Source organism: Gilliamella intestini, from assembly GCF_900094935.1.
GTDB lineage: Bacteria > Pseudomonadota > Gammaproteobacteria > Enterobacterales > Orbaceae > Gilliamella > Gilliamella intestini.
The window spans coordinates 54,044-66,457 of the sequence record NZ_FMBA01000010.1 but is presented as its reverse complement, the minus strand read 5'-3'; the positions used below and the strand labels follow the sequence as shown (position 1 = coordinate 66,457).

The window sequence follows — 12,414 nt, the reverse complement described above, 5'->3', positions numbered from 1 at the left end:
AAAAGCAATAATAATAACGTTACCCTTGTTTATTTATGCATGATTTTTTAGGATTTTTTACATAAACGTAGTACACTCCTGAAAGTTTTTGACAAAAATGGCACTGCCTTTATTTTTTTAGTTAAAATATTTGTTTAGATAAGCTGTGTAATAACCGGCATATCAAGAAAAATTTACTAAAACCACCTGCCACAAACGAATAGGAAAGCGGAAATAGTGATGCGTACATTAATAGAAAGTTACATAATCAGCAAATAGTTAGTGACGCAAAAAAATGACAACTAAAGCCTAAGCGGTTTATTAGCTTTTATAATACCGTTAAACCGCATAAAGCGATTTCAGGGAAAACGCCTTATGAGTTTTTAGAGGATTATTTTAACCATGAAGTGTAAACAACTCTGCGTTTTCCTACACCTTATGTTTTTTTAGATATGATGATTCGTTTTTTGTTTGCTGTTGTCGTGGTTTTTTCTTTCAATATATAACACCACGTTATTATTTGCTCTTATCTAAAAATAATTCTTATCTTACTTGTTTTATGGTGATATTTTGTTTTAATAGATAAAAATATTGCTTTATATAACCTCTACTAATTGGAAATAAATTATGAAAAATGTTGGTTTTGTCGGTTGGCGTGGAATGGTGGGCTCTGTGCTTATGCAACGTATGGTTGAAGAGCATGATTTTGATTATATCAATCCTGTTTTCTTTTCTACTTCTCAAGCAGGTCAAGCAGCCCCAACTTTTGGTGGAAAAACAGGTATATTACAAAGCGCAGATAATATTGATGCTTTAAAGGCATTAGATATTATTGTCACTTGTCAAGGTGGTGATTATACCTCAGAGATTTACGCAAAATTACGTGCAACAGGTTGGCAGGGTTATTGGATTGATGCAGCTTCAACGTTACGCATGGAAGATGATGCAATTATTGTTCTTGATCCTGTAAACAAAGCTAATATTCATGCTGCTTTAAATAGAGGTATTAAAACTTTTGTAGGCGGTAACTGTACGGTTAGTTTGATGTTAATGTCATTAGGTGGGTTATTTGCTGAAAATCTTATAGATTGGGTTTCTGTTTCCACTTACCAAGCGGCGTCTGGTGGTGGTGCTCGCCATATGCGTGAGCTATTAACTCAAATGGGTATGCTAAATGCCGAAGTAGCAAAAGAACTACAAGATCCGCATTCCTCTATTTTGGATATTGAGAGAAAAGTGACCCAAAAAATGCGTGATGGTAGTTTACCTACAGATAATTTTGGTGTGCCATTAGCAGGAAGTTTAATTCCTTGGATCGATAAAGCGCTAGATAATGGACAAAGTAAAGAAGAGTGGAAAGGGCAGGCAGAAACCAATAAAATTTTAGGTACTAGCCAAGTTATTCCGGTTGATGGGCTTTGTGTTCGTATTGGAGCATTACGTTGTCATAGCCAAGCTTTTACCATTAAATTGAAAAAAGATATCAGCATTCCTGAAATTGAAAAACTGCTTGCAGCTCATAATGATTGGGTAAAAGTCGTGCCGAATGATCGTGATCTTTCAATGCGTGAACTTACCCCAGCAGCAGTAACAGGAACTTTAACTACACCTGTTGGGCGTTTACGTAAATTGAATATGGGTAAAGATTATTTGTCTGCTTTTACTGTAGGTGACCAACTATTGTGGGGGGCTGCAGAACCGCTGCGTAGAATTTTACGTATTTTAGCTTAATTGAAAAAGCCCGAATTATCGGGCTTAATTTACATATGATAGGGTATACTATAGATTCTCTTCAAGTAGTGTCATTAGTAGCGAACCATTAAATAAAGCCTGCTGCACTAATGCAAATGCACCAATTGCCGACCTATCATCTAGCGGTGAGCAAGTAATGGTAAGATTTTTGCGTAGTTCTTCTAGACTTTGTGCATTTAGCGCACTATTTACTGCATTTAGTAAGATTTCGGGTGATTTAGTGAGTTCACCTGCTAATACGATGCGTTGAGGATTGAAAATATTAACCATAATAGCAACCGCTCTGCCAAGATTTTCACCCGCATCTTTGACAAGTTTGATGGCAAGTTCATCGCCTTGATTAGCATATTGACAGATATGATTGATATCGCATTGCTCGGCAGTAAGTTTTGAAATATAACCTTGTTCAATCATCTGTTTAGCACGGTGTTCAATAGCTTTATTAACGACACGATTTTCTAAGCAACCGAAGTTACCACAATGACAACGTTCACCTAATGCATCTACTTGAATATGCCCTACTTCACAAGCGCTTTGATTGTGGTTTGTTAACAGTTGCTGATTAACAATAACACCAGAACCAACTCCCCGATGAACACGAATTAATATAGAATCATCGACATTTTGGGTTGATCCAAAATAACTTTCAGCTAATGCTAAGCTTTGAATATCATTCCCAACAAAAATGGAAACATTAAAGTGTTTTTGTAGTATGTCGGCTAAAGCCCATTCTTTTACTTGAATATGTGGCGTATAACGGATAATACCATTGACTGAGTCAATTAATCCCGGTAATACAATCGATATTGCTATTAAATATTTTATTTTCTTATTATTTTCTTTAATAAAATCTTCAATTAATGCAATTAAGTAGTCTTGTACCTGTTGCTCAGTAAAGTTAGTAAGTGGATATCTTTTTGATACCAAACATTTCGCACCTAAATCAAATAGCTCTATTGTGACATGTGAACGACTTAATTGCACCGCAATGGCTTGATATTGTCCATATTTTGCTTCAATTGAAACTGCAGGACGCCCGCCCGTTGATTGCTGAGCATCGACTTCTTTAATTAGTTTATTTTTAATCAGTTGACGAGTTATTTTGGTAATACTTGCTGGTGCTAATTGGCTAATTTCAGCTAATTGAATACGAGAAAGTGGTGCTTGCTGAACAATCAAGCGATAAATCATTGCATAATTTAGTTGCTTAATTAATTCAGCATTACCCACTAAATTCAGATAATTAAATGTCATATATTACTCAATATTCTTGATCAATTATCTGGTATTTTAGCGGCTCGTCTTTCCGTTAACAACCGTTTTAACGATTGAAAAATCACGATTAAAAATAACAAGATTTGCAATTTTTCCTTCGCTAATACTGCCAAGCTCTTTATCCACACCGATTGCTTTGGCAGGATATAGCGTTGCCATTCTTAACGCTTCATCTAGTGCAATACCGACATATTCAACTGTGTTTTTTACGGCTTCAATCATGGTTAATGATGAACCACCCAATGTGCCATTTTCATCAACACAGCGACCATCTTTATAATAAATGGTTTTACCTGCAAATACGCCCGACTCTAAATTAGAAGCGGCAAGTAGCATAGCGTCAGTAACTAAAATTAAATGATCTTGTTTTATTTTGTGACTATTGCGGATATTTGCCCAACTGACATGTTGACCGTCAGCAATAATGCCAACATAAACTTCAGGTTCATCATAAATTGCACCAACTACACCAGGTTCTCGGCCAGAAATATAAGGCATAGCATTAAATAGATGCGTTCCTAAACGAATACCGTCATTAAACCCTCTACGGCAATCATCATAATGACCATTTGAATGGCCAACTGAAACATGAATGCCGGCATTAACCAATTGCTTAATGAAATGGCTTTCAACTCTTTCTGGCGCTAAAGTAATGATTTTAATCACATCAGCATTTTCGCAAAGAAAATCAATCATTTTTTGCGACGGTTGTCGAATAATATTTTCGTCATGAATTCCCTTTTTTTCAGGGCTGATATAAGGCCCTTCAAGATGCAACCCAAGTGCTTGATTAGGGTGTGTGACTAAGTATTCACGCATCACTTTAACTGCCTTTATCATAAATTCATCAGTTGAGGTAATTAATGTAGGCAAATAGCTTGTACAACCAGAAATAAGATTTGTTGCCTGCATGGCTTCTAATGTTTCAACGCTCAGTGCATCAAGCGTTTCATTAAATTGCACACCACCACAACCATTAACTTGGATATCTATAAATCCGGGTGCAACAAGTGCACCTTGTAAATTTTCAATTTTGATATCTGTAGGTAATTCGTTTTGTTTACAGACTTTTGTAATTTTATTGCCATCAATAATAACAGCATGGTTATCAAGAATTTCATAACCTGTATAAAAACGGCAATTTGTTAATGCATACATTGGGTTATCCTTTATAAAATGGTCACTTTAAGATTATTAGCTTCCATTTGTTTAAAATATTTTAGCGTTTTCACTTTAAGATCATCAGTACTTGGTTCATCACAGACAATAATTGATGCTGGATGCATTTGTAGTGCAGTGACAGTCCAAAGGTGATTAACAGCCCCTTCAACACCAGCTTGTAATGCTAAACTTTTGTTATGACCACAAACTAATAAAATAACTTCCTGTGCATCCATTAAAGTTGCAACACCAATGGTTAACGCATGTTTTGGTACTTGATTGACATCATTATCAAAAAAGCGAGAATTAGCAATGCGTGTATCTTCAGTTAATGTTTTGATGCGTGTACGTGAACAAAGTGAAGATCCCGGTTCATTAAAAGCAATATGCCCATCTTGACCTACCCCCCCAACAAAGATATTAATTTTGCCGTAAGCTTTGATCTTGGCTTCATATTGACGGCACTCTTGATCAATATCTGGCGCATTACCATTTAATATATGGATATTGTTCTTATCAATATCAATATGATTGAAAAAATTTTCGTACATAAATGTGTGGTAGCTTTGTGGATGATCTTCTGGAATGCCAACATATTCATCCATATTAAAGGTTACAACATGTTTAAAGCTGACGTTACCTGCTTTATATTGTTTAATCAATTGTTGATACATAACTAATGGTGAACTACCTGTTGGCAGCCCCAATAAAAATGGACGATCTGCAGTAGGTTTAAACTCATTAATTTTATTAACAATGCGCTGTGCAACCCAAGCACCGACTTCTTGTGCATTTTCTAAAGGAATAAGTCTCATGTAGCGTTACCTCTTGTAATATAATTAAAAACTTTTTTCTTGAAATAAAATATGTTGCCTTTATTTTACTATATTAAACTAATTAATCAAAAAAAATGGTGATTTAAATCACAAAAAAAGAATAATTAATTTGCGAAGTAAAATAAATAATATAGAGTGGAATAATAATACTTAATTATCATCACTTAACGGTGTAAAATTTTATTACTTTTTATTATGTACCCCTAATAACTATATGAGGTTAAACTTATGGGAATTTTAGCTTATATGCAACGTATCGGGCGTTCACTTATGGTGCCTGTGGCAGTTCTACCAGCTGCTGCAATACTACTAGGGATTGGGTATTGGATCGATCCTAACGGTTGGGGGCAAAATAGTATTGTAGCCGCTTTTTTAATTAAATCTGGCGGAGCAATTATTGATAATATGCCAATACTTTTCGCTATTGGTGTTGCTTATGGAATGTCTAAAGATAAAGATGGCGCAGCTGCACTTTCTGGTTTGGTTGGTTTTTTAGTGGTAACCACCTTACTTTCTCCAAATTCTATTGCATTATTTAATGGTATTGACACAAAAGCAGATGACTGGTTAAAGCAAGTTCCTGCTGCATATGGTAAAATAAACAATCAATTTATTGGTATTCTTGTTGGTATTATTGCAGCCGAACTTTACAATCGCTTTAGTCGGGTTGAATTACATAAAGCACTATCTTTTTTTAGTGGAAAAAGACTAGTACCAATTGTTGTTTCAGTTGTGATGCTATTAGTTTCAGCTGTTTTATATTTTATCTGGCCAACTATTTATGACGCACTAGTTGCTTTTGGTAAATATATTAAAGAATTAGGATCTGTGGGTGCTGGTATTTATGGATTCTTTAACCGCTTACTTATTCCTGTAGGTTTACACCATGCCTTAAACTCAGTATTCTGGTTCGACGTGGCTGGTATCAACGATATTCCTAACTTCCTAGGTGGGCAAAAATCAATTGAAGACGGTTTAGCTACAGTTGGAATTACAGGTCGTTACCAAGCTGGATTCTTCCCTGTTATGATGTTTGGTCTGCCTGGTGCAGCGCTAGCTATGTATCATACGGCTAAAAAAGGCAATAAAGATAAAACTGCATCAATCATGTTAGCGGCTTCTTTTGCTGCATTCTTTACTGGCGTTACTGAACCATTAGAATTTGCGTTTATGTTTGTTGCGCCATTACTTTATGTTTTACATGCTATTTTAGCCGGTATTTCTCTTTATATTGCCGCAGCGATGCAATGGATTGCGGGATTTGGTTTTAGTGCTGGCTTAGTTGATATGCTACTTTCTAGTCGTAATCCACTTGCTGTACATTGGTATATGCTTATACTTCAAGGTTTAGTGTTCTTTGTTGTTTATTATGTTGCATTCCGCTTTGTAATTGTAAAATTCAACCTTAAAACACCGGGCCGTGAAGATGAAGATACTACTGTTTTGTCAGCTGAAAACACTCAGCAAAAACAAGTAATTGGCGACAGCTCTAAACTAGCTGAACAATATCTAGCGGTTGTTGGTGGAAAAGGAAACCTAACTAACATCGACTGCTGTATTACACGCTTGCGTTTAGGGGTAAATGATTCAGAATTGGTTGATGAACAAGCAGCTAAAGCACTTGGTGCGATGGCTGTAATTAAACTCGGTAAAACAGGTGTGCAAATTATTGTAGGTACTCAGGCCGAAAAAATTGCCGATGAGATGAAAAAACTTGTTTAGTCAATTAGTATAAAATAAGAAACAAATTAAATAAAACTAATGTAACAATCCACTCTATTTAAATAAGCAACAAATAGAGTGGATTATTTATTTGATTTAACTTTACATATCCCTTGCACTATTTATAAACAATACAATATATTTTTTGTTAAAAAATAAAAACTTCAATAAAATCAATTATTTTTCTGACCGATTTTTGTTTAGATATACGCTTGCTGTTGTGTAAGGTTTTGCTTTAAGTATAAAACTAGAATCGCAAAATTACATCTTTAGTCGTTAATAGTTGATTTAATAACTGGGTATTAATAACTTTACTAGGAATATTATGAGGGATTTGAATTAGATTTCTCGATTTGAGTGAAGATTCACATATGTACACATCATCAATATCATAAAGCTCAAGCATATTAAAAGTTGCAATATAATCACGCATTAAAATTTTATGGGGTTGTTGTTCTGGTAATAAATGGAATACACCATCATCAATAAAAAAAACAGAAACCTGATTAATAGCAGATGTGGCTAATGCGATATCAAGTGCTTCTCGGCCTTTGGCATTCCCGTGAGGTGGTGAGCTGATAATAATTGCTAGTTTTTTCATTTCAGTCTTAATTTAAAATTGAATGGTTCGATCGGTTGTCGCTATTGATTCGCTAAGTTCACCAAGACCAGTTAATTGAAAATGATCTGCAAGATTGTTTTCGATAATACCGCGTCGCTGTGCAGCTGCAACACAAATAGTTAACGTTAAGGTGTGTGTTTTTGCTAGTTCTTGCCAAGCTGAAACTAAATCAAACTCATCGCTAGCAGGATCAGTATAGCTATTGCCATTATAAACGCCATCGGCATAAAAAAAGATGTTTTTAATCGTATGAGGAGTATTAGACAGTAAAGCTTGAGCAAATTGGTATGCGCAATAAGCTGATTGGGTCCCATAAGCAGGACCCATAATAATAAGCGTGTAACTTAATGAATCAATCAAGTGAGTCAGCTGCTTGTTATTCTGCTTGTTCTGGTTCTGATGCAGGTTCTTCCCTTGGTGCTTCATTTGTGTCATTTTTATCACCATCAATGCCAAGTAATTCAACTTCAAACACTAATGTTGATGCAGGTTCGATTCTAGCTTTACCTTCTTGACCAGGAAAACTCTGGTCTCCAAAAGCTAAATCAGGTGGTACAACAAGTTTGATTTTTCCACCAACTCCGATTAATTGAATTCCTTCAGCCCACCCTTTGATAACAGTACTAAGAGGGAATGTTGCAGGTTCACTACGATCATAAGAACTATCGAATTTGCGTCCATCAGTTAGTGTTCCTGTATAATGAACAATGACTGTATCTTGAGCAGTTGGATGACGGTCTGAACCTTCTTGAATGATTTGATAAAGTAATCCTGATTTTGTTTGTTTTACACCATCTTTTTTAGCAAATTGTGTACGGAATTTATTACCAGATTTTGTATTTTCATTTTTTTCTTTTTCAAAACGATCTTTACTTTCTTCTTGCATTCGTTTATTAAACGCATATAAAATGGTTTTAACTTCATCTTTTGAAAGTTGAGATGAACCGTGGAAAGTCTCATTAAAGCCACTAATTAAATATTCTTCATCTGTCTTAATTTCACTTTGCTCTAAATCTGACCTCATGTATGTTGCAAATGATGAACCTAATGCATAGGCTTCTTTTTGTGCATCAGTTGAAATTGTTACTTTATTCGGTGAATTTTTATTATCACAACCAGCTAATGCTAATACAATTGCGCTACTTACTAACGTCATTTTAATCAATGATTTCATTCTACTTCTCCAAGTTATAAACTTTTTAGGTAATTATATATGATTTGATATAGGATAATACAGTATTTACAAATCATTTATTTTATAAATTTATATTTATATATTGATAATACATTAAGGCAAGCATATTTAGCAATTTAAATCATCCTTGAGTGAAAGTGGTATCCTCAGTTATAATGTACAAAATTTATAGTAAATAATGTATAAGGATAGCTATTTTGACTACCGAACTTAATACCCTTGATATCGAAGAAATCATCAGCCTGTTACCTCATCGTTATCCATTTTTAATGGTCGATCGAGTTCTTAGTTACGAAAAAGGTAAAACATTAAAAGCAATAAAAAATGTTACTGTGAATGAGCCTTTCTTCCAAGGACACTTCCCTAATAAACCCATTTTTCCTGGTGTATTAATTCTAGAAGCCATGGCGCAAGCAACAGGGATTTTAGCATTTAAGAGCATTGAAGAGCTCTCACCTGGGCAGCTTTATTACTTTGCGTCAATCGATAAAGCACGCTTTAAACGTCCAGTTGTACCTGGCGATCAAATTGTGTTAGATGTTGAATATATCAAAGAACGTCGAGGCATTGCGTTATTTCATGGTGTTGCAACCGTTGATGGTAAGTTAGTTTGTGAAGCAGAAATGATGTGCGCTCGCAAATAGCATCGATTTTTAGAGTATCTCCAAAGCAGTATTAAGGAACCGCTATGGCAACAGAAATACATCCTAGTTCAGTAATTGAAAAAGGGGCAAAGATTGGTGAAAACGTCAAAATTGGGCCTTTTTGTTTTATTGGTGAACATGTTGAAATTGGTGATGGAACTTTTTTAAAATCGCATGTCGTCGTCAATGGGTATACCAAAATTGGTAAAGATAACCAAATTTATCAATTTGTTTCAATTGGTGAAGTAAACCAAGATTTAAAATATCGTGGAGAACCAACACGCACTGAAATTGGCGATCGTAATATGATTCGCGAAAGTGTGACAATTCATCGTGGCACGGTGCAAGGAGGAGAGTTAACATGTATTGGTAGCGATAACCTATTGATGATTAATGCTCACGTTGCACACGATTGCCATATTGGTAATCGCTGTATTTTAGCCAATAATGCGACGTTAGGCGGGCATGTCCAATTAGATGATTATGTTATTATTGGTGGCATGACTGCTGTGCATCAATTTTGTGTGATTGGATCGCATGTTATGGTTGGTGGCTGTTCGGGAGTTGCACAGGATGTTCCGCCTTATGTTATTGCTCAAGGTAATCATGCCACTCCACATGGCGTCAATTACGAAGGTTTAAAACGTCGTGGGTTTAGTAAAGATGCTTTGCAGGCGATTCGTAATGCCTATAAAATCCTTTATCGAAATGGTTTGACATTAGATGAAGCTAAAATTGAAATCGAAACCATTGCCAAACAATATCCTGAAATCCAATTATTTATTGACTTTTTTGCCCGTTCTACGCGAGGCATTATCCGTTAATGACAAATAAACCATTAACTATAGCTTTAGTCGCTGGAGAAACCTCTGGCGACATTCTTGGTGCAGGTCTAATTCGTTCACTCAAAAATCATTATCCTAATATTCATTTTGTTGGTATTGCTGGTCCTAAAATGCAAGCCGAAGGCTGTGAAGCTTGGTATGAAATGGATGAGTTATCGGTGATGGGCATTGTTGAAGTCTTAGGTCGATTACGCCGAATTTTAGCAATTCGCAAAGATATTACTAGGCGTTTAATTGCACTTAAACCTGATATATTTATTGGCATTGATGCACCTGACTTTAATCTTTCTTTAGAAGGTAAGTTAAAACAAGCAGGCATTAAAACAATCCATTATGTGAGTCCATCTGTTTGGGCTTGGAAACAAAAACGGGTGTTCAAAATTAAACGTAACACCAACCTTATTTTGGCTTTTTTACCGTTTGAAAAAACGTTTTATGATAAGTTTGATGTACCTTGTCGTTTTATTGGTCATAAAATGGCAGACGATATCCCACTTAATCCAGATCAAACTGCAATGCGTCAACAATTAGGTATTCCACTACATTGCCGTTGTTTAGCTTTATTACCGGGTAGCCGTCATGCTGAAGTGGCATTATTATCAGCTCCCTTTTTAAAAGCAGCGCAGTTATTACGCCAACGCTACCCAGATTTACATATTTTAGTACCTTTAGTTAACGCAAAAAGACGACAAGAGTTTGAGCAGATTAAAACAGAAATTGCTCCACAACTTGAAATGCAGTTATTAGATGGTCATGCTCGTGAGGCAATGATTGCAAGTAATGCGTCAATCTTGGCTTCGGGTACTGTGGCATTAGAAAGCATGTTAGCTAAATGCCCAATGGTTGTTGGCTACAAAATGAAGCCTTTTACCTTTTGGCTTGCTAAAAAATTGATTAAAACACCTTATGTTTCATTACCGAATATTTTAGCGGGTAAAGAGATTGTGCCAGAATTATTACAACAAGATTGCACTCCTGAAAATATTGTTAATCGCATTATTCCTTTTTTAGAAACTGATAATTCAGAATTAAAACAGACATTTTTATCTTTGCATAATCAAATTCGTTGTAATGCTGATGAACAAGCTGCTAAAGCAGTGTTTGATGTATTAAAGGAGCCACATTGCTAGAGTTTACCTATCCAGATGCTACTTTGATTGCAGGGGTTGATGAAGTTGGGCGAGGTCCGCTTTGTGGCGATGTAGTTACCGCTGCAGTTATTTTAGATCCTAACAAACCAATAAAAGGGTTAACTGACTCCAAAAAACTAACTGAAAAAAAACGTGAACATTTATTTGATATTATCAAACAAGATGCTTTAGCTTGGTGTATTGCAAGAGCATCGGTTGATGAAATTGATAAATTAAATATATTACATGCCACCATGCTTGCTATGCAACGGGCAGTATCAGGATTACCCATAAAACCCAATTTTGTATTAGTTGACGGCAACCGTTGCCCTGATTTTGGTATACAAACACAAGCTGTAGTTAAAGGTGATTTATTAGTGCCAGAAATTAGTGCTGCATCCATTTTAGCCAAAGTTACGCGTGATCGTGAAATGGTTGAGCTTGATAAATTATATCCACAATACGGTCTTGCTAAACATAAAGGTTATCCAACTAAAGCACATTTAGCGGCAATAAAAGAACATGGTATTAATCATTTATATCGTAAAAGTTTTTCACCAGTTAAGAGTTTAGCATTATTTTAATTCACCATTGTTTGTCAACTGTTATCAGCAAGGGGGAATTAAAAATAGAAACTGGTGAAATAACCGTTTCTTGATAAGGAATTTTGTTTCCATAACGTTCTTTTAGTTTTTGCTTCACGGCAGGTGATGAAAGATTAAAATCTTTGATAGTTTGTAATTGACCAATTTTCAATTTAAGTGCTTTATCATAAATTTTCCAGATTAACTCAGAACAATAGATATAATTATTGTCCCAACCAAACCAGATATCATAAGGTTTGCCTTCAAAACTACTTGCGACTCGCTTTAATTTAGCAATTTCGTTATTGGATAAATCGTGATTTTTTAAACGTTTTATGATGTATTTTTTATTTTTACCACGCGCAATCCAACTATTTAGCGGGGTATAAATTACTTTATTAGCAGCTTCAAAAACATATGGTTTGCCATTTTTAATGAAAATAATTCCCATATGACTGTATGGAGAGTTTGTAGCTTGTTCAACTGCCAAGCTTTGTCTTGATTGTGAGGATTGAAAAATAATATCACCATCTTGAGGTTTATAACTAGCAATACTAATAAAGCTAACTAAAGACAGCATAAACAACATAATAAAACGCATTAAATTTACCTTTACCTGTAAATAATGAATAGCTACTTATAAAATAGTATTTTGTAAGTAGCTATCTA

13 protein-coding genes are annotated in these 12,414 nt (G+C 35.2%); 6 read left to right on the top strand and 7 right to left on the bottom strand.

All coding sequences use genetic code 11. The annotated features are described in order from the left end of the window. Window positions 1-606: 606 nt before the first annotated feature. Window positions 607-1,710, top strand: coding sequence for an aspartate-semialdehyde dehydrogenase (gene asd / locus GA0061080_RS04330; RefSeq protein ID WP_091121653.1), 1,104 nt, complete (start codon window positions 607-609; stop codon window positions 1,708-1,710). A gap of 48 nt (window positions 1,711-1,758) precedes the next feature. Here the strand turns inward: asd and GA0061080_RS04325 are convergent, their stop codons facing one another. The 3 genes from GA0061080_RS04325 to nagB are packed head-to-tail and all read right to left on the bottom strand — an operon-like array spanning window position 1,759 to window position 4,982. Then, complete coding sequence (locus tag GA0061080_RS04325; protein ID WP_091121649.1) at window positions 1,759-2,985, bottom strand: ROK family protein; 1,227 nt, start codon at window positions 2,983-2,985, stop codon at window positions 1,759-1,761. A 36-nt stretch (window positions 2,986-3,021) separates the two neighbouring features. Next, window positions 3,022-4,164 (bottom strand): N-acetylglucosamine-6-phosphate deacetylase, encoded by a 1,143-nt coding sequence (gene nagA, locus GA0061080_RS04320; RefSeq protein WP_091121645.1) that lies wholly within the window; start codon window positions 4,162-4,164, stop codon window positions 3,022-3,024. Between the two features lie 11 nt (window positions 4,165-4,175). Next, a complete protein-coding gene (nagB, locus tag GA0061080_RS04315; protein WP_091121641.1) occupies window positions 4,176-4,982 on the bottom strand; it encodes a glucosamine-6-phosphate deaminase in 807 nt (268 codons plus the stop codon). Window positions 4,983-5,231: 249 nt separating this feature from the next. Between nagB and nagE the strand changes: the two genes are divergently transcribed. Further along, window positions 5,232-6,725, top strand: a complete 1,494-nt coding sequence (gene nagE, locus GA0061080_RS04310; RefSeq protein ID WP_091121638.1) for an N-acetylglucosamine-specific PTS transporter subunit IIBC — start codon at window positions 5,232-5,234, stop codon at window positions 6,723-6,725. Window positions 6,726-6,972: 247 nt separating this feature from the next. Here the strand turns inward: nagE and tusC are convergent, their stop codons facing one another. The 3 genes from tusC to fkpA are packed head-to-tail and all read right to left on the bottom strand — an operon-like array spanning window position 6,973 to window position 8,521. Beyond that, a complete protein-coding gene (gene tusC, locus GA0061080_RS04305; protein WP_091121634.1) occupies window positions 6,973-7,326 on the bottom strand; it encodes a sulfurtransferase complex subunit TusC in 354 nt (117 codons plus the stop codon). A gap of 12 nt (window positions 7,327-7,338) precedes the next feature. Further along, window positions 7,339-7,704, bottom strand: coding sequence for a sulfurtransferase complex subunit TusD (gene tusD, locus GA0061080_RS04300; RefSeq protein ID WP_369332951.1), 366 nt, complete (start codon window positions 7,702-7,704; stop codon window positions 7,339-7,341). A gap of 19 nt (window positions 7,705-7,723) precedes the next feature. Continuing rightward, window positions 7,724-8,521 carry an FKBP-type peptidyl-prolyl cis-trans isomerase gene (fkpA, locus tag GA0061080_RS04295; protein ID WP_091121630.1) on the bottom strand — a complete coding sequence of 266 codons (798 nt, stop codon included), beginning with the start codon at window positions 8,519-8,521 and terminating at the stop codon, window positions 7,724-7,726. A 218-nt stretch (window positions 8,522-8,739) separates the two neighbouring features. Between fkpA and fabZ the strand changes: the two genes are divergently transcribed. From fabZ to rnhB, 4 genes are read left to right on the top strand one after another with little or no spacing between them, the layout of a single operon-like run. Continuing rightward, window positions 8,740-9,186 carry a 3-hydroxyacyl-ACP dehydratase FabZ gene (fabZ, locus tag GA0061080_RS04290; protein ID WP_091121625.1) on the top strand — a complete coding sequence of 149 codons (447 nt, stop codon included), beginning with the start codon at window positions 8,740-8,742 and terminating at the stop codon, window positions 9,184-9,186. 44 nt (window positions 9,187-9,230) lie between these two features. After that, window positions 9,231-10,010, top strand: a complete 780-nt coding sequence (gene lpxA, locus GA0061080_RS04285) for an acyl-ACP--UDP-N-acetylglucosamine O-acyltransferase (protein WP_091121621.1) — start codon at window positions 9,231-9,233, stop codon at window positions 10,008-10,010. Beyond that, the gene (gene lpxB, locus GA0061080_RS04280) at window positions 10,010-11,161 is read left to right on the top strand and encodes a lipid-A-disaccharide synthase (RefSeq protein WP_091121617.1); all 1,152 of its coding nucleotides are present in this window, start codon (window positions 10,010-10,012) and stop codon (window positions 11,159-11,161) included. The genes lpxA and lpxB overlap by 1 nt, the downstream gene beginning before the upstream one ends. Further along, window positions 11,155-11,745, top strand: a complete 591-nt coding sequence (gene rnhB / locus GA0061080_RS04275; RefSeq protein WP_091121614.1) for a ribonuclease HII — start codon at window positions 11,155-11,157, stop codon at window positions 11,743-11,745. Before lpxB ends, rnhB begins: the two co-directional genes overlap by 7 nt. A 1-nt stretch (window position 11,746) precedes the next feature. On the opposite strand, the gene GA0061080_RS04270 is transcribed toward rnhB, so the two are convergent. Then, complete coding sequence (locus tag GA0061080_RS04270; protein WP_209435729.1) at window positions 11,747-12,346, bottom strand: YiiX family permuted papain-like enzyme; 600 nt, start codon at window positions 12,344-12,346, stop codon at window positions 11,747-11,749. Between the last annotated feature and the right edge of the window lie 68 nt (window positions 12,347-12,414).